This window comes from Nocardia salmonicida, assembly GCF_036142455.1.
Classification (GTDB): domain Bacteria; phylum Actinomycetota; class Actinomycetes; order Mycobacteriales; family Mycobacteriaceae; genus Nocardia; species Nocardia salmonicida.
Map to the genome: position 1 here is coordinate 4,924,960 of NZ_CP108014.1, position 16,536 is coordinate 4,941,495.

At 67.3% G+C, this 16,536-nt stretch carries 21 protein-coding genes; 10 read left to right on the forward strand and 11 right to left on the reverse strand.

Going from position 1 to position 16,536, the window contains the following annotated elements:
* Positions 1 to 108 precede the first annotated feature (108 nt).
* Both OHS03_RS23150 and OHS03_RS23155 read left to right on the forward strand, forming a co-directional pair.
* Positions 109 to 285: a hypothetical protein gene (locus OHS03_RS23150; protein ID WP_165610273.1), complete on the forward strand. Its 177-nt coding sequence runs from the start codon at positions 109 to 111 to the stop codon at positions 283 to 285.
* Between the two features lie 21 nt (positions 286 to 306).
* Positions 307 to 594: a 4a-hydroxytetrahydrobiopterin dehydratase gene (locus OHS03_RS23155; RefSeq protein WP_056813475.1), complete on the forward strand. Its 288-nt coding sequence runs from the start codon at positions 307 to 309 to the stop codon at positions 592 to 594.
* 6 nt (positions 595 to 600) lie between these two features.
* On the opposite strand, the gene OHS03_RS23160 is transcribed toward OHS03_RS23155, so the two are convergent.
* Positions 601 to 1,926 (reverse strand): mannosyltransferase, encoded by a 1,326-nt coding sequence (locus tag OHS03_RS23160; protein ID WP_407942406.1) that lies wholly within the window; start codon positions 1,924 to 1,926, stop codon positions 601 to 603.
* Between the two features lie 194 nt (positions 1,927 to 2,120).
* On the opposite strand from OHS03_RS23160, the gene OHS03_RS23165 reads away from it, so the two are divergent.
* On the forward strand, positions 2,121 to 2,900 hold the full coding sequence (locus OHS03_RS23165; protein ID WP_328656978.1) for an Rv1157c family protein: 780 nt from the start codon (positions 2,121 to 2,123) through the stop codon (positions 2,898 to 2,900).
* A 99-nt stretch (positions 2,901 to 2,999) separates the two neighbouring features.
* Entirely contained in the window at positions 3,000 to 3,320 is a 321-nt protein-coding gene (locus OHS03_RS23170) for a hypothetical protein (protein ID WP_328656980.1), read from the forward strand.
* A 1-nt stretch (position 3,321) separates the two neighbouring features.
* Here the strand turns inward: OHS03_RS23170 and OHS03_RS23175 are convergent, their stop codons facing one another.
* From OHS03_RS23175 to OHS03_RS23185, 3 genes are all read right to left on the reverse strand, one after another.
* On the reverse strand, positions 3,322 to 4,032 hold the full coding sequence (locus OHS03_RS23175) for a DUF1906 domain-containing protein (RefSeq protein WP_328656982.1): 711 nt from the start codon (positions 4,030 to 4,032) through the stop codon (positions 3,322 to 3,324).
* 164 nt (positions 4,033 to 4,196) lie between these two features.
* On the reverse strand, positions 4,197 to 5,345 hold the full coding sequence (locus OHS03_RS23180; RefSeq protein ID WP_328656983.1) for a hypothetical protein: 1,149 nt from the start codon (positions 5,343 to 5,345) through the stop codon (positions 4,197 to 4,199).
* A gap of 188 nt (positions 5,346 to 5,533) precedes the next feature.
* Entirely contained in the window at positions 5,534 to 6,118 is a 585-nt protein-coding gene (locus OHS03_RS23185; RefSeq protein WP_328656985.1) for a CHAP domain-containing protein, read from the reverse strand.
* Positions 6,119 to 6,511: 393 nt separating this feature from the next.
* Here OHS03_RS23185 and OHS03_RS23190 point away from each other — a divergent pair, with 393 nt between their 5' ends.
* Positions 6,512 to 7,237: a helix-turn-helix domain-containing protein gene (locus OHS03_RS23190; protein WP_328656986.1), complete on the forward strand. Its 726-nt coding sequence runs from the start codon at positions 6,512 to 6,514 to the stop codon at positions 7,235 to 7,237.
* 1 nt (position 7,238) lies between these two features.
* Here OHS03_RS23190 and OHS03_RS23195 read toward each other — a convergent pair whose 3' ends face one another.
* Positions 7,239 to 8,669, reverse strand: a complete 1,431-nt coding sequence (locus tag OHS03_RS23195) for an MFS transporter (protein ID WP_407942407.1) — start codon at positions 8,667 to 8,669, stop codon at positions 7,239 to 7,241.
* 74 nt (positions 8,670 to 8,743) lie between these two features.
* Between OHS03_RS23195 and OHS03_RS23200 the strand changes: the two genes are divergently transcribed.
* Positions 8,744 to 9,229 (forward strand): MarR family winged helix-turn-helix transcriptional regulator, encoded by a 486-nt coding sequence (locus OHS03_RS23200; RefSeq protein WP_056813499.1) that lies wholly within the window; start codon positions 8,744 to 8,746, stop codon positions 9,227 to 9,229.
* 19 nt (positions 9,230 to 9,248) lie between these two features.
* Positions 9,249 to 9,572 carry a hypothetical protein gene (locus OHS03_RS23205; protein WP_328656987.1) on the forward strand — a complete coding sequence of 108 codons (324 nt, stop codon included), beginning with the start codon at positions 9,249 to 9,251 and terminating at the stop codon, positions 9,570 to 9,572.
* On the opposite strand, the gene OHS03_RS23210 is transcribed toward OHS03_RS23205, so the two are convergent.
* Both OHS03_RS23210 and OHS03_RS23215 read right to left on the reverse strand, forming a co-directional pair.
* Entirely contained in the window at positions 9,569 to 9,853 is a 285-nt protein-coding gene (locus tag OHS03_RS23210) for a hypothetical protein (RefSeq protein WP_056813505.1), read from the reverse strand. The two genes, OHS03_RS23205 and OHS03_RS23210, sit on opposite strands and share 4 nt — an antisense overlap.
* A gap of 319 nt (positions 9,854 to 10,172) precedes the next feature.
* Positions 10,173 to 11,126 carry a DoxX family protein gene (locus OHS03_RS23215; RefSeq protein ID WP_063816336.1) on the reverse strand — a complete coding sequence of 318 codons (954 nt, stop codon included), beginning with the start codon at positions 11,124 to 11,126 and terminating at the stop codon, positions 10,173 to 10,175.
* A gap of 121 nt (positions 11,127 to 11,247) precedes the next feature.
* Here OHS03_RS23215 and OHS03_RS23220 point away from each other — a divergent pair, with 121 nt between their 5' ends.
* The gene (locus OHS03_RS23220; RefSeq protein ID WP_255284773.1) at positions 11,248 to 11,862 is read left to right on the forward strand and encodes a class I SAM-dependent methyltransferase; all 615 of its coding nucleotides are present in this window, start codon (positions 11,248 to 11,250) and stop codon (positions 11,860 to 11,862) included.
* Here the strand turns inward: OHS03_RS23220 and OHS03_RS23225 are convergent.
* The 4 genes from OHS03_RS23225 to OHS03_RS23240 all read right to left on the reverse strand — a co-directional run bounded on the left by OHS03_RS23225 (position 11,852) and on the right by OHS03_RS23240 (position 15,786).
* Positions 11,852 to 13,765 carry a peptidase gene (locus OHS03_RS23225; RefSeq protein WP_328656988.1) on the reverse strand — a complete coding sequence of 638 codons (1,914 nt, stop codon included), beginning with the start codon at positions 13,763 to 13,765 and terminating at the stop codon, positions 11,852 to 11,854. The two genes, OHS03_RS23220 and OHS03_RS23225, sit on opposite strands and share 11 nt — an antisense overlap.
* A 123-nt stretch (positions 13,766 to 13,888) precedes the next feature.
* Positions 13,889 to 14,836 carry a M56 family metallopeptidase gene (locus OHS03_RS23230; RefSeq protein WP_328656989.1) on the reverse strand — a complete coding sequence of 316 codons (948 nt, stop codon included), beginning with the start codon at positions 14,834 to 14,836 and terminating at the stop codon, positions 13,889 to 13,891.
* A complete protein-coding gene (locus OHS03_RS23235; RefSeq protein ID WP_056813521.1) occupies positions 14,833 to 15,189 on the reverse strand; it encodes a BlaI/MecI/CopY family transcriptional regulator in 357 nt (118 codons plus the stop codon). Before OHS03_RS23235 ends, OHS03_RS23230 begins: the two co-directional genes overlap by 4 nt.
* 75 nt (positions 15,190 to 15,264) lie before the next feature.
* Positions 15,265 to 15,786, reverse strand: coding sequence for an ATP-binding protein (locus OHS03_RS23240; protein WP_328656991.1), 522 nt, complete (start codon positions 15,784 to 15,786; stop codon positions 15,265 to 15,267).
* Between the two features lie 56 nt (positions 15,787 to 15,842).
* On the opposite strand from OHS03_RS23240, the gene vapB reads away from it, so the two are divergent.
* Together vapB and OHS03_RS23250 are read left to right on the forward strand one after the other, a co-directional pair.
* Positions 15,843 to 16,061 (forward strand): type II toxin-antitoxin system VapB family antitoxin, encoded by a 219-nt coding sequence (gene vapB / locus OHS03_RS23245; RefSeq protein WP_328656993.1) that lies wholly within the window; start codon positions 15,843 to 15,845, stop codon positions 16,059 to 16,061.
* Positions 16,052 to 16,477, forward strand: a complete 426-nt coding sequence (locus OHS03_RS23250; protein WP_328656995.1) for a PIN domain nuclease — start codon at positions 16,052 to 16,054, stop codon at positions 16,475 to 16,477. The genes vapB and OHS03_RS23250 overlap by 10 nt, the downstream gene beginning before the upstream one ends.
* Positions 16,478 to 16,536 lie beyond the last annotated feature (59 nt).

A 16,536-nucleotide genomic window follows, 5' to 3' on the forward strand; every position in this document is an offset into this window, starting at 1 on the left:
GTTGGGGTATTTGGCGCGCATTCATCTGGCATCGCGGCCTGTTACAGCCTACCGGTACCCCGGTGACAGTCTCGTGTCAGGCTTTGTACTTAGGCTACGCTAACTCCCATGGGCAAGGTGAAGGCGAAGAAGGTCTCGAGCCTGAAGCCGAAGAAAAAGTGCTGCAGGAAGAAGACGCGCTGCTTCAAATGCCCCGTCGTCATCATGCGAATGAAGAAGGCCGAGGCCGCCGGAACAAGCGGTAAAGATCTCAAAAAGGCCTTGAAGTTGGCGCGCGCCAAGTAGGCGGAGGGGTACAACCGAGGTATGAGTACCCCGTTGCTCTCCGCCCCCGAACTCACCATCGCGCTGGCCACTCTTCCGGAGTGGTCACGCGAGGGTGACGCGATCACCCGCACGGTGCAGGCACCGAGTTTTCTCGCCGGCATCGAGACGGTTCGCAAGGTCGCTACCGCGGCCGAAGCGGCCGATCATCATCCGGATATCGATATCCGTTGGCGCACACTGCGTTTCACGCTGAGTACGCATTCGGCCGGTGGGCTCACCGCGCTCGATACGGCGATGGCGCACACCATCGACGATCTCGTCGACTGACAAGCGTCAGCTCGCGGGCACCTCGGCCGTGCGACGGCCGGGGAGTTGTGCGCGCAGGCTGTCGCGGCCACGCCAGATCAGCCAGCCGAACAGCACGAACACGCCGATCGCATCCACCGCGCCGAGCCAGGCCAACGGCCACGGGCGCGGGATGGTCCAGATCGTCGGCTGCGCGAACGAGAGCACCCACGGCACGCCGACCAGCATCGTCAGCACCCAGAACCCGGCGATGATCCGCGCGACGCGCTCGGCCCGCAGCGGCCCGTAGAGCAGCCACAGCACCGTCGGGATCAGCCACACCCAGTGGTGTGACCAGGAGATCGGCGAGATCATCAGCCCGAACAGCTGCACCAGCACCAGGGTGCCGAGCCGGTCGTCGGGGCCGAGGGTCCGCCACGCGCAGAACGCCAGCACCGTCGTGACCACGACGGCGGCCAGCCACCACGGCCCGGACTGCACGTCGTAGCCGAGGATGCGGCTCAGCGCACCGCGCAGCGACTGGTTCCACACCGAGCCCACCGGGCCGATCCGGTCGGCGTCGCCGAGCAGGGTGCCGAAATAGCGTTTCGCCTCGTGGGCATTGATGAGAAAACTCACAGCGACCGTCAGCCCGAAGGCCGCCGCCGACCACAGCACCGTCGCCCAGCGCCGCCGCGCCACGAAATACAGGCCGGTGATGGCTGGGGTCAGCTTGATGCCCGCGATCACGCCGACGAGGGTGCCCGAGATCCACCAGCGCGCACTGCGCACAGCCAGCATCGCGCCGAGCACCAGGAACACATTCACCTGGCCGTAGTCGATCGTGGTTCGCACCGGCTCGAGCCACACGCCGAGCGCCGTCCAGCCGACGGCCGCGGTGATCCACGGCGTCCGCTTCGCCTTCTCCGCGCCGAGGAGCAGCTCGAAGCTGATCCGGATCACCCCGTAGAGCGCGGCGACCGTGGCCAGCATCCAGCCGACCGCCACGAGGGTGAACGGCAGATAGTGCAGCGGGAAGAACACCAGCGCGGCGAACGGCGGATAGGTGAACGGCAGCGGGAAGTCCGGCGTCACCTCCGAGTAGGTGAAGTCGTAGAGCCGATCGGTGAGCAGCGACGCCGACCCGTCCACGTAGACGTGCAGATCGACGACATTGAGCCCGTTCGGGGCGAAGAGCATCCAGGCCAACCGGGCGAGCACGGACAGTCCGAGCAGCGCGAGAGCCCATCGGAGGTGTCTGTTCAAAGCCAGGCTTTCGGTCGGATGGGTGGCGCCGGGCGCCGTTTCACGGTGCTCCGCTACTTTAACCGGGCGTCGATCGACCCCCGCGCGCACCGGCCGCGACGACACCATGGGTAACATTTGCATCAACATCCCCAGGTGTAACGCCAGTCAGGGCTAGCGTCGATGAGCATGGTTTCGGCCGGTGATCCGCTCAGGGCCCGGCGGCTGTACAACACGGCAGCGTTGTCCTTAGAGTGACCCCCGACATGTTGGGGTCGACAACCCTCGCCCATCGCAAACCCGAGGTAAGGACGGCTAGACAAGTGCTTCGTAGCCGAGGATCGCGGATCGCAACGACCGCTCTCGCCATCGCTGCCGGTGCCATGCTGGCCGCGCCCGCATCGACCATCGCCGCGCCCGCGCCCGCCCCACAGGCGGCGCCGATCAGCGTCCCGATGGTGCCGGAGGGCGTTCCGGTCGACGCGCTAGCCGCCTTCGCCCCCGCCGTGGCCGGCCTGGTAGCAGGCCCGGCCGACGTCGCCAGCCCACAGACCGCCCTGCTCGATCAGGCGCGCGCACTGCTGGCAACGCTGAACCTGCCGCCCGCCATCAAGGCCACCCTCGAGCGGATCATCACCTTCCTCGATGGCAGCGGCGGCGGCGGTCCCGAACTCCCGCAGGACGGCCCGGCCATCGCGCAGTTCCTGTACCCGACGATCGGCAAGGGCTGCATCGGCGACGGCGCCGATTCGGTCGGCACCGCGCTCGCGGTCCCCGGTCCGGCGCAGCTGCCCCCGCCCGGCCCCGCCGCCGGGCAGGCCGGTTTCGTGTTCACCGCGCTCGGCACCAAGGCGCCGACCGGTGAGCAGAACCCGCCGATGACGGTGCAGTGGCTCAACCTCGACACCCGTCAGTCCGCGATCCAGACGCTGACCGACGAGGCCAAGATCAACCCCGGCGGTCCGGCCACCCTGTCGGCCGTCGCGAACACCGGCCACGGCCGCGTCGTCGCGGTGATCTCGGGTTCGCTCACCACCGCCGCCGAGGGCGCCGCACCGCGCACCTGCACGTTCATGCCGACCCTCGGCTTCTTCACCGTCTAGGTAGCGCATCCACTGAGCCCGGTTCGTTCCTCGAGAGCGAATCGGGCTCAGTTGTTTTCAGCTGTTCCCGCGGGCATCGCGATGTGGTAGACCGAGACGATGGCGACCACTCGCAGCAGCCGCTCGATTCTCTCCTACCGATCCGAGGGGTCGATCCTGTCGATCGGATCGGCCTATTCGGTGCTGTCCATCGGCAGCGTCGGGTCGGTGCTGTCCATCGGCTCGATCGGGTCGTTCGGGTCGGCGATCTCGTCGGGCTCGTTCGTCAGCGTGGGTTCGGCGCTGTCGGGGCTGTCACGCTGGTCGCTGCTGTCCTGGCTCGGGAACCATTCCGCACCCGACACCACGACACCGCTGTGCGTGATGCCCGACGACGAGCCCGACCTGCGTCACGGGTCGACGTGCCACTGTCAGACCTGATTCACCACTGGCCGTAGTCCTCGGCCAGCACCCGGTTCAGATCGACGCCGACGCCGTCGATCGAGCGCTTGTCGATCTCGAATTGGTGCAGGTGCGCGGAGTCGTGTACGAAACCTCGCTCGGTGCCCCAGTTGTGTTGCCAGAACCAGGAACCGAGGCCCGCGTCGAGTGCGCGGTCGATGGTCGGCGCGTTGGCGTAGATGCCGACGAGTTCGGGTCCGAGCACCGACTGCCAACCCTCGATATAGGGCGCGATCATCTCGTCGAAGTCTTCTTGCGACGGGTTGTCGTCGATGGAGGCGTAGATCGGCGCGGTGTCGGGTCCGCCCGCGGCGACGTGGATGGCCCAGCCGCGCTCGGCGTGTTCCTTGCCCGCTTCGAGGCCGCCGCGCCAGTCGGCCGTCGGGCCCTTGCCGAACTGATAGTTCGACACGATCGACAGGCCGTTGGCCCACAGGTCTTCGACCTCGGCGGCGAGCAGCGGCTTACCTTCCATCCACTCCGCGCCGGGCCTTCGCTCGGAGACATACCGGATGACGCCGATATGGCCTTCGGCGGCGATCGACGCGGCGGAGGGAACCCCCGCAGCGTAGTCGACCATGGTGCCGAAGGATTGGGCGCGGGCGGGGGCGGCGGCGAGGCCTGCGCCGATCGTGGCCGCGGCGGCGGCCACGCCGAAGAACTTCCGCCGATTCACCGGAACAGAACGCATCGCAGGACTCCTTCGCGCAAACCCGACCTTCAACCGGCAAGCGATCCCGGCGCGCCTTCCCCGAAAATCGCACGCCGGGAGTCTGGAACGTGCGATTCATTGCACCACAACCCCAGGGGAACCACCAGAACCAACGGCAACATTCACCCCACGAGTCACACGACTCAGGTCGCGCCGTCGATCGCCGCGCCCACATCGATGGTGCGGCCGGTCGGATCGGCCAGTTCGGTGCTCACCACCGCGACGACCTGCGCGACGACCTGCTTCTTGATCCCGGCCAGCCGGGCCAGGGTCGCCGCGCGCAGGCCCTTCGCGGTGAACTCCATCGAGATGTCCTCGAGCGCGGGCGGCGGCACCTCGATCACGATCTGCAACGGCTCGGCGGCCCTGGCCGTGAGGACCAGCGGAATCTCGAGGTCGGCGCGGTAGTGATTGGCTTTGAGGACGTCGACGGTGATGTCGAGCCCGACCGGCAGCGTCATATCGAAGATCCGCAGCTCGCCCGGCTCGCCGAGGCCACGATCGATCACGCGCGGCTGCTCGATCGCACCGCGCACGGTCACCGTGGCCGCGCCGCGTGGGCCCTCGGCCAGCGGTCCCACCTCGATCTCGTTGCCCGCCAACTGTGCGACCACGCCGTGCACGCGGTCCCTGGTGACGATGGTGGTGAAGAAGCGCAGACCGAATTCGCGGTAGTCGATCCATTCGAAGACGGTGTCGTTGCGATGCGGTGAGCGGTAGCCGTCCAGAATCGCCTCGATATCGAAGACCCGCTCCGAGCGCACCTTCGGATCGCCGACGATGGCGTTGACCCGACTGGCGACCTCGCGCTGCACCAGGCCCGCGATCGGGTCGAGCAGCATCTCCCACGCACCGTCGATGGCCTCGGCGCGCAACGTGAAGCTGACGTCCTTGGCCGTCACCGGGGCGACATCGATCACGACCAGCAGCGGGGCGGCGGTGCGGGCGTGCAGCGTCAGCCCGATCTCGACCACGGCGGCCAGGCGCAGTTTGCGTCCACCGAGAACCAGTTTCACGGCCAGGGTCAGCGGGACCTTCACGCCGAAGCTCAGCGCGTCACCGGGAGTACGGGTGACGGCAGGGGTTCCCAGGGTGCCCTCGGCGACGAAACCGGCCAGCCCGGCGGGGCCGAGGGAGAACGGACCGATCTTCACGCCACGCCCGGTCATCCCCGATACCGCGGCGGTGATGCGCTCCTCGGTCACCGCGTAGGTGACGAATCGTTCGCCGAAATCGGCGTACTCGATCCACATCGGCTCACGACGTGGCTGCTCGTCCACCTTCACACGCACATCGAACACGGTACGTGACGTCAGCGAACCCGCTGTTGGTGGCACAACTCCCCCGTCCTGCCGATGAGGGGGAAGCAGGACGGAGGAGCCGGCGACGGCGCTGCCGGGCGCCGCGAGTTCCATGGTACGGGTATCGGCGTGGTACCGCCGTCCAGGATCATCGCAGTTGTCTTGAGCGCCAATCGATTTCAGAATCGCCCGTAACCGACCAGATCGGCGGTTTCGGCGGGTGTGATGGTTCGGACCCGAACCCCGCCCATTTCGTTGCCGCCGATGGTGGTGATCGTGTCGCCCTCGGCCTTCAACACGATGTTGGTGTGCTGGCCGAGCGGACTGCCGGGCCCGTAGAGGACCACGTCACCGGTGCGCGGGCGATAGCCCACGTCGGCGCGGGTGAATCGGCCGACCTGCTGGTAGTACTCCTGCAGCGTGTACACGCCGGGGATCCGCCAGGAACCGGAGTTCGGGTTGGCCAGCGGCCTGCCCGCCTCGCGCATCGTCCAGCTGACGAAGTCGGCGCACCACGCCTCCTTGATGCCCTCGGCGTACTTCGGGCCGTCGCCGGGCTGCTCGTACTCGCGGCGCAACACGTCGACGAGCACGACCTGCTGCTCGTCGAGACGTTCGCTGTCGAGCGCGGGGAACTGATCTCCCCCATCGTGCTGCCACCACACAAGTCCGACGATTACCACGGTCGCCGCGGCCAACATTCCGGAGATTCCGACGATCCAGGGCGTGCGTCGACCGGATCGTTCGGCGTGAATCTGCGTCATCGCCCCCCACTCTCATTCGTCCTTCTGACCTATTGGACGAATCGCGAGGGCGTTCGGTTCCCGATCGCGGGTGTTTTCCGAAGCGGACGGGCGACCACCGGGTGGACCCCTGCGCCACCCGGGTATCAGCCCGGCGATCGCGCTCGGCGCGCGCTCACGGGTGCGCGCCGTCCCCTCCGGCGACCTCGAGTCCGCGCAGGGGTGGTGTCGAACACTTTCCGCTTCGGAACACACTGGCCCGACCAGCACAGAGGCCGATGATCAGCCTGTGTGCGACGGTCGGGTAGCCACGCGCTGCCCCGCTCGGCTGACATGATTTTTTCGAAACCTTTACCCTCGGTCAAGCTAGACGACTGTCCCAATTTGTACCTATGACCGAACCGGGAGTGCATTGTGGAAGACCCGAACGCGTCGATCTCGCGATACCTCCGCGAACGCCGCGAATCGTCGGGCCTGACCAGGGCGGCGCTCGGCGAGACGGCGGGCATCTCGCCCGCGCTCATCCAGAAGATCGAACAGGGCACGCGCACACCGACACTGGAGGCGCTGACCGCGCTGTTCGACGCGCTCGACGTGCCCGAGGTGTTTCGCGACCATCTGATCTCACTGTCGGTGGCCCACCGCTACGACTCCACGCCCTCGCTCGTCCGACCGGCCGACCAGGTCCTGATCGACGGGATCAGCCATCCGGCCAGCCTGCAACTGCATCCGGTCTTCGAGATCCTGGCCACCAACGCCGCGTGGCGACTCGTCTTTCCCGGCCTGGTCACGGGCGAGTCGATGCTCGAGTGGATGTTGCTCGACCCGCGCGCCAGGACCGCGCTGGTCGACTGGGAGCAGCAGGTTCACCTGTGCGTCTACGCGTTTCGCGTGATGGGCCCGGGATTGGCGTCGCGGGCGCGGATCGCCGAGATCGTCGAAACCTGTGCGCAGGCTTCCGAATGGGAGAAATTCTGGACCACCGACCCGTCGGCCGCGCCCGGACCCGACGGACCGGTTGTGCAACTGCGCGATCCGCACACCGGCGCGCCGATCTCGATGGCGGTGCACTCCCTCGGCGCGTCCCTGGTACCGCGTCGGGACTGGTCGCTGGTGGTGTACTCGCCGGCCGCGGACTGACTCAGTCGGACTTCTTCTTCCCCATGGGAATGCACAGGGTCAAGGCGATGGCGGCGACCGCACCCGCCATCGCGATGAAGAACGCGGTGTGGAACGCAGACCGGGTCGGCACCATGTGCGGGCCGAGGTGCATGGTCATGTGCGCGAGCACCACGCCCATCACCGCCGCCGAGGTCGAGGTACCGACGGAACGCATCAGCGAGTTGAGGCCGTTGGCCGCGGCGGTCTCGCTCAGCGGAACCGCGCCCATGATCAGTGCGGGCATGGCCGCGAATGCCAGGCCGACACCGCCCGCGACGATGAGCGCCGAGAGCACGATCTGCCACACGGTGTCCATCATGACGACCGCGCACAGGTAGCCGAGCGCGATCACGGCCGAGCCGAGCGCCAGCGTGAACTTCGGGCCCTTCTTCGCCGACAGCCGCGCCGATACCGGCGAGAGCAGCATCATCACCAGACCGGTCGGCGCCATCGCCAGGCCGGCGACCACCATCGACAGCCCGAACCCGTAGCCGGTCTGCTCCGGGGCCATGAGCAGCTGCGGGAATGTCAGCGACATGCCGTAGAGCGAGAAGCCGACCGCGATCGAGGCCATATTGGTGAACAGCACGCGCGGACGAGCCGACACGCGCAGGTCGACCAGCGGTGCGGACCGGCGCAGTTCATAGGCGCCCCAACCGAGGAAGCTCACCAGCGACAGACCGAACAGCGCGAGGATCGAACCACTCGCCCAGCCCCAGTCGGCGCCCTTGGTGATGCCGATCAGCAGCGCGAGCAGGGCGATCGACAGCCCGATCGCACCACCGAAATCGAAGCGCGCGGGCGTGCGCACCGGCGACTCCGGCACGAACACGAAAACCAGCACCGCGCACACCACGCCGAGCCCGGCCGCGGTCCAGAACAGCATGTGCCAGTCCGTGTTCTGCGCGATCAGCGCCGAGAACGGCAGGCCGACGGCGCCACCGACACCGAGGGTCGCGCTCATCACCGCCATCGCGCCGCCGACCTTCTCGGGCGCGAGCTCGTCGCGCATGATGCTGATCCCCAGCGGGATCGCACCCACCGCGACGCCCTGCAGCGACCGGCCGAGCACCTCGGGCAGCAGCGAGCTCGACACCGCGCAGACCACCGAGCCGACGATCATGAAGCCGAGATTGATGACGAGGATTCGCCGCTTGCCGAACATATCGCCGAGCCGTCCGGCGATCGGCGTCGAGACCGCACCCGCCAGCAGAGTGGCGGTGACCACCCAGGAGGCGTTGGAGGCCGAGGTGTTCAGCAAGGTGGGCAGCGTCGGAATGATCGGGATGACCAGCGTCTGCATGAGAGAGACGACGATGCCGACCGTACTGAGCACCGCGATCAGCACGGCCGGGGCCGGGCGGCGGGCTTCGGGGAGGGCCGGCGTGACGTCGGCGGCAGTTACAGACACAAATATGCACGCTACACAGGGTGTGCATGGTACACAATTTGTGTCGGGGGTCACTCACGCGACATAGTTGGCACATGTCCGATTCCGGCGCCGCCGACGACACCCCGTTCACCCGCCTGGTGTTCGAGTTGAACCTGATCTCTCGGCACTTTCCCACGACCACCCGCAGGCGACCCGGTTTCCTCCTCGACCGATCGGCGTTCCTGATCCTGACCAGGCTCGATCTCGGTGAACCGCTGAGCCTGCGCGAGCTGTCGGAGTCGTTCCAGCTCGATATCTCCACCATCAACCGCCAGGTCGGCGCGATGCTGAAACAGGAACTGGTGCAACGGGTCCCCGATCCCGACGGCGGCGTCGCCCGCAAGATCAAGACCACGGCCGACGGCAAGGCCGCGCTCGAAGCCGATCGGCGACACCGCAGCAGCGACATCGGCAAAGTCGTCGCCGACTGGGACGTCGACGATGTCGCCGACCTCAGCAGACTGATGCGCAAATTCAATCGGTCGGTCGAGCAGCTGGAGGAAAACCCGTGGCCCAGACCGCCGCGCAGCGATAGCTGATGGCGCTAAGCTGCGCGGCGTGGTCACTCACCGGTCTACCCGCCCGAGCTGGCTTTCCTGGGACAACTACTTCGTCGGCGTCGGCGGCCTGGTCCTCGGCCTGTGCTTCGGCACCTGCGCCGCGCTGATCGCCGGGCCAGGACACAAGCTCGCGGCGATCGCCCTCGTCGCGCTCGCCGTGATCTGCATCCTGCCCGCGCTGCTGCGCGCCCTCGGTGAACTGAGCGTGTGGGCGCGGCTGGCGATCCTGCTGATCGGCTTCGCGCTACTGCTACCCGCGATTCTGCTCAGCGGCGAGGTGCGTGACTGGGCGGCCGAGCGCTGGGAAAAGGCCTGGAACTAGATGTTGCGCATCGGGATCGACAGCAGGACGCGCAGGGTGTTGTGAATGAACTGCGCCGACTGCCAGGTGAGATAGGACGCGACCGCCGGATCGATCGACGCCGACGCGGCCGCCGACCCTGTCGCCGAGTTCGCGGATCCGCTGGCCGAGCCCGACGCCGAGCCCGAACCCGGAAGTGCGGCAGCGGTTCCCGCCGAACCGAGCAGGCCGATGGTCACCGCCGCCCCTACCGCCGCGGCTCGAACGGCGTACAGCTTGGACGTTTCACGACCGGACAACATCAGATGAATCCCACTCTGTCGAAAAGCATTGCGAATGCCCAGTATTCACACCAGAACTCACCGCCAAACCTGAATCGCCGGGATTGCCCCGATGTTCGGTTCGCACGGTGAGTTCGTCGGTGAGCCCGACCCCGGCTTTATGGTGCGCCACAGCAGGTGACAGCGCCAGACCACGATTATCGGGGCATTCACGTACAGACCGGACGGTTGGCAGCTGACGTCTGCTCGACCCCGGTCAGGTAGCCGCCGTGCCACGGCGGAACACAACGACGCCGGGGTCCGCCACCTTCTCAGTGGCAGATCCCCGGCGCGGGTTCATCTATCGCCTCGACCACCGGCGTGCGGGAGCTGCGATCTCCTCACGCTCCCGTGCCGCGGCGGCCAATTCCGAGCCGCGTTCGCGGGCCGTCTCGACCAGAATCGTGCCTCGTTCGCGCGCGGCTTCGGCCAGCTCCGGCCCCTTTTCCTTGGCGACCTCGGCAATCTGAGCGCCGCGGGTGCGCGCGGCCTCGGCCACCTCGGGACCCCGGTCTTTCGCCACATCGACCAGGTGCGCACCGCGGGTTCGCACAGCCTCGGCCACCTCGGGACCACGGTCCTTGGCGACCTCCACCAGGTGGGCACTGTGGTTGCGCACCGCGTCGGCCAGCTGCGGCCCCCGTTCGCGGGCGATCTCGGCCAGCGCGGCGCCGCGCTCGTTCGCGACCTCCGCCAGATGCGCGCCCTGCTCGTGGGCCACCTCGGCGAGATGCGCGCCACGAACCTTGGCCGCGGCGGCGATGGCGGCGCCTTCGGCCGCGATGCGGGGCTCCTCCCGCGAGAACGCCCGACGCGCCCGCCAGCCGAGCGACGGCTTACCCTCGGTGTCGGCAGCGGCGATCATCAGCCCGCCGAGCAACCCGAGGTCCTTCAAGAACCCCACCCGCTTCGCGGCCTTGCGGTCCGGGTCGCTCTCGGCCCAGAAGTCCTGCTCGGTGACGGTCCCCGGCACCACGGTCGCGGCGAGCACGAGGGCCGCGGGTCGCGGTGCCCGTCCACTGGCCAGCAACAAGCCACCGACCACCTGCGCCGCGGAGTTGATTCGCACGAATTGACTCGGATCGTCGGGCACCCGCGCGGCCAGTGCGTCGGGCAGACCGGTCCTGCCCTTGTCGGCCAGCGCGTTCGCGGCGGCGGCGCGGGGCTTCTGATTCATCAACCCGTTCACTCCGGCGGCCACGAATGTGGTCCCCAGCAGCGCGCGAGCAATGCGTCGAACAGGCTTGATCGGCATCGTCGATCCCTTCGTGTCTACGACTGGGAAAACGGCTCCCTACATTCGACTACCCGGGTCTTGCCATCACAAACGATGGACGAGACAGGGCATGCCCTGTCCAGTGACTACCGTCGACCGGGTGCCCGACAACACCGTCCAAGCCGCCTACACCGCCATCCACAACCTCTACATCGAATCCTTCGGCTCGCCCACCGACCTCGACCCCGAGGACACCGCCTTCGCCGGCACCCACCTTTCCCCAGGCCCGGTCCTCGACCTGGGCTGTGGACCCGGTCACTTCACCAAATTCCTCACCGACGCGGGCATCCCCACCACCGGTGTGGACCTCGTCCCAGAATTCATCGCCCACGCCAGATCGGCCTATCCGAACATCACGTTCGAACTCGGCTCGCTGCGAGCGCTCGACGCCCCCACCGAGTCCGTCCCCGGCATCCTCGCGTGGTTCTCCCTCATCCACATGGACCCCACCGAACTTCCCGCCGTGCTCGCGGAATTCCACCGGGTGCTCACGCCGGGCGGCCGACTGGTGGTCGGCTTCTTCGAATCCACCGACCTGGTCGAACCCTTCCCGCACAAGGTGACCACGGCCTACCGCTGGCCGACCGACCACCTGTCCGCGACCCTGCGCGCAGCCGGATTCGCCGAACTCGACCGCCTCCACCACCCCGCATCCGGAAACGTCCGGCCGCACGCGGCCCTGGCGGTCAGCAAGGTCCGCACAACTACCGTCTGACCTGATCCCACAGCCGCAGGTACACCTCGGCGCCGTGGAAGACGTCGGTCATGATCTCGGGGCCGCCGAGGATACGGACTGCTTCGAGCCAGTCGGCGTAGGTCCCGTAGGTCGCGGTGCCGTCGGTATTGATGTCGAACGTTCGCTCGCCCCACTGCTCCCGGTCGAAGGTCACCTGACCGTCGTGCGAGACGAACGGATACCGCACGACATCGGCTCCCAGCGCCGCGCCCTGGCCGGCGATGCCGTTCATATCCGAGCCGAAGCCGAAGCCGAAATCGCTGTTCGGCCGAGGCGCGGCCTTGGCTTCGCGCCAGGCATTCACGAAACCGGCTGGGCCACCAGCGTAGGGAGTCACGAAACCGCCTGCGGCATAGACGCGTTCGGTGGTGCGGGTCGAGTCCCAGCCGTGCGAGGACAGCACGCCCGCGTAGTCACGCTTTTCGATGATGGACATGACTTCGTCCGCGGTGGCTTCGCTCAGATGATCGACTTCGATGAGGAAGCCGTGGTCGATCATCCGGTTGATCAGGTACGCGCCCAACTCGGTCAGACCGCGGGCATTGCAATGCGACCCCGCCGGGTACAGCGGCAACGGTGCGCCACCGAGTAGCGGCCCGGTGAGATTCGCGAGGAATTGATTGATATGGCCGGCGATGGGCACCGAGATCTGAGTGCTGTCCTGTTCGGCGCCGGAGCACGGCTGCACGTTCCAGAACGTGCCGGTTTGCATGAAGTTGCCCGCGTTCACCAGCAGGCCGGTGACGTCGTGGTCCATCTTCGTGCCGCCGAAGGCGTTGTCGAATTTGTGGACGGGGAAGAAGCTGCTGACTCCGATGCTCCTGAGCTCGGTCAGCCAGCGGTCGACATCGGCGCGGCCGCACTCGGGTTGTCCGAGAAAGACTCCGCATCCCATCGGGTCGGACAGCTCCATCCCGAGAACGACGGCGAGTTTGCCCGACGCGGCGACCCGGCGCGCTTCGCCCGGTTCGGTGACGATCCGAAAGAAGCCTTGTCCGGGCCCACCGGCCTGAGCATCGATGTAGTCCTGCAGTCCGCGCAGGCTGTTCGCCTGCAGACGTACGGAAGCCATATCGTCGCAAGGGTTTCGGCGGTCGGTCAGCATGGTGCACAGCGACTCGTTGTCGACCAGGTCGACCGTCATCACTCGCAGCCCCGCCTTCCACGAGCGCTCGATGCTGGTCCAGTAGGTGCCTTCCGCGGTGAGCACGGAGGGCTTGGGCCAGTCCCGGAAGGTGGGCCAGCCACGGGTATCGGCGCCGTGGAACGGTTCACCGTAGTCGAGGAAGTCGGCGACCAGACCGTTGGTGCCGGTGCGATATTGCGCGCAATCGGGCAGGGCGGAAGTCACCCCATAGGGATGCCATGGGCGTCCGCAGTGGAAGTTTCCGCCCATGAACTCATAGGCGGTCACATGCGCGTGCGCGTCTATGGCGCCCACGATCGCGCCGTCCGCGCCGACGCTGGGGCCCGGCGTTCCCACCGCACCGGTTCGGGCCTCGGGGAAGTCCGCGCAACCGGTATCGGCGACGAAGTCGGCGGGCGTGCTGGTCGTCGACGCGGCATTGGTGAGAGTGAAACCGCCTGCGCCGGAACCATCTACCTTCCACACCGCGGCGGGTGACGGATTCTTCGCGGGGGCGATCGACCCCGCCGATGCTTCCAGCACCTCACGATTGCGCCCGTAGAGGAGATATTCGCCGAGTGCTGTCGCGCGCATCCGATAGGGCCCCGACGCCGGAACCAGCGGTCCGGCGGGAGTGGTGATCCGGAAGCAGCCGTCGACCAGCGAATAGCGAGTCTGATCCGGGGCCGCGGTCGCCCACCCCGAGCAGCCGGGCACGGCGAGCCCCGCGACCGCCAGGATGGCCGCTGCTGACAAGCGAAAGATGTTCGGATACAAGGGTTCCCATTTCTGACCTAGAACTGTTTCACATTTGACGCGCACTGTTGACGCACGCCCTTTCGGTCAAAATACTATGGAACATAGTTTTTCGTGCGGTTCTCAGACCACGAGCAGCACCATCGCCGCGCTCAGCCCGACCACGACGACCGACGCGACGGGCGCGAGCAACATCGTCACGAACAGCATCGCCGTCGCCGTCCGGCGTGCCGCCGAACGGGACTCCGGCGCGGCCCCCAAGCACTTCAGCCGCATCGCCAGTGATTCGTCGACCAAACGCAGCGGTGACGTCGGCGTGGTCGCGCCGTGCGCGGCAACCGTGTGCAGCGCGGCCGAGAGAGCGCGGGGGTCGGTCGAGGTCGCGGCCGCGCGGTCGGCGGCGAACTCGACAAGGGTGGTCATCGCGGCCGGGGCGGCAGCGAACAGCGGAATCCACGAAAAAGCTTGGGCGAGAACCTGACAGGCGCCGACGATGTGGTGGTGGAACCCGCGTAGATGCGCGTGTTCGTGCGCGAGCACGGCACGCCACTGCGTGTCGGTGAGACAGCGCTCCAGACCGTCGGTGACCACGACGAAGCCGCCGCGCCCCGCGACGCTGTAGGCCAGCGGAACCGAGTGCTCGAGCCGCACCAGCTTCCCGCCGACGGCATCGACGCGGCCCACGATCTCCACCAACTCCCGGTGCCTGCGACGCAGCGCCGCCGTGCGCCCCCGGTGCCCGACAACGGTTCGCGCCAGCTGCCCGGTCGGCACGATCATGCCGATCACCGCGACCGGCATGATCAGCCCCGCCGTCATGGTGACGACCGCGGGCTCGACCGCGGCCAAGCTCGCCACCCACCTGCCCGCGGACAGATTGCCCGGCGGATCACCCGGCCAGGCCAACGCCACCAATGCCAGCACGCCGCACCCGATGGTGGCGGCGACCGCACCCAACCACGCCGTCATCCCGACGGCCGGGGCAGCGGTGAAATCGATGCGCGCGAGCGCTGCGGGAACGAGCACCGCCAACGCGATACCCGCGGCCAGGAGCGCCGTGATGAGGATCATGGTCCGTCGGCGAGGCCGCGGCGCAGCGCCTCGACCTCGCGCTCGCTGGCGGTGCTCACCAGGTGCAACAGCACCGCGGAGGAATCGGGACTGGCGTCGAGGATTTCGCGCAGCAGATCCGTGGTCGCCTCGGCTCTGGTTCGGGTGGGCCGGTAACGATAGGACCGGCCGATCTTCTCCCGCTGAACCCAGCGCTTCTCCCACAGATGCGTCACCACCGTCAACACCGTGGTGTAGGCGGGAGTCCGATCGTCGCTGTCCAGCCGCTCGACCAGATCATGCACCGACAGCGCGTCGGAACTGTCCCACAGCACCGCCATCACCTGGCTCTCGAGCGCACCCAGGCCCTTCATCACGCCCCCTCGCCCGAGCATTCACGTCCGGCTGCCCAATTTACTGTTCCGCATAGCTTTCGGGCCGAAACCGCGTCAGTTGTCGACGGCGTCAGCGATCCGCTGGGCGGCCTCGGCGGGCGTGATGTCGGAGGTATCGACAACCTCTGCCTCGCTGTGCAGCCAGGTACGCGCGGCCTCCGCGTAGGGCTCGAGGTACTGAAGTCGGAAAGACGAGGGGCCGAGAACGGTGTCACCCTCGATCCGCCCACGGAGGGTGTCCTGGTCGGCGTGCAGGACGAAGTGCCGGACGGGTATCGCGTGCCGCGCCAGCCCGGTGCTGATCTCCCGCCAATACTGCTCGACCAGCACGGTCATCGGCATCACCAGTGTGCCGCCGGTGTAGTCGAGAATGTGGCGGGCGGTCTCGACCACCAGCGGTCGCCACGGTGGCCAGTGCTGAAAGTTGTTCGTCGCGGGCAGCCCCGGCGTGACGTCCATGAGCGTCTCACCGACCTTCTCGGCGTCGAACACCCGCGAATCCGGGATCAGCTTCTGCACGAGCGCACCGGTCGTCGTCTTCCCTGCGCCGTGGGTGCCGTTGAGCCAGACGATCACAGCCCCGGACCCTAGCAGCTACCTCCTGATATCATTGATATCAGGAGGTAGCGACCATGACAGACATTCTCATCCGTGACGTCCCCGAATCCGCGATCGAAGAAGTCGACCAGCGCGCCCGCGAGTTGGGGATATCCCGGGGGGAGTTCTTGCGGCGTTGGCTGGTGCGGGACTTTCAGCGAGTCGTGCCCGTCACTGTCGGTGACCTCAATCGTGTCGCCGAGCTCGCACAGGACCTGGACAACCCTGAGGTCATGAGACGCGCATGGTCGTGAGCCCGCGCCCTTGGCTGATCGACAAGTCTGCCCTCGTTCGCATCGGCGCAGCACCGGACGCGCATGTATGGGCCGACCGCATCGAACGCGGATTGGTTCGGATCGCTACGGTCACCCTGCTGGAAACCGGTTACTCCACGCGCACCGCGGCGGACCTCGCCGAGTTGCTCGACCTCCCCCCGCTCGCGAATATGCCGGTCGAATACCAGACGCCCACTTCGGAAGACCGCGCGTTGCGAGTCCTCCGAGAACTGGCCGCGCGAGGACAGCACCGTGCACCGTCTATTCCCGATCTACTGATCGCCGCGATCGCCGAGCGCTCGAAACTCACCGTCCTACATGCCGACAAGGACTTCGAACTCATCGCCGATTTCACCGGCCAACCCGTGCAGCGACTCCAGTTCGACGAGAGCTGACACCTTCGACGGCAAGTTGCTGCGTGCTCAGGCGGCAAGGTTCTCACCGAAGCAGGCTT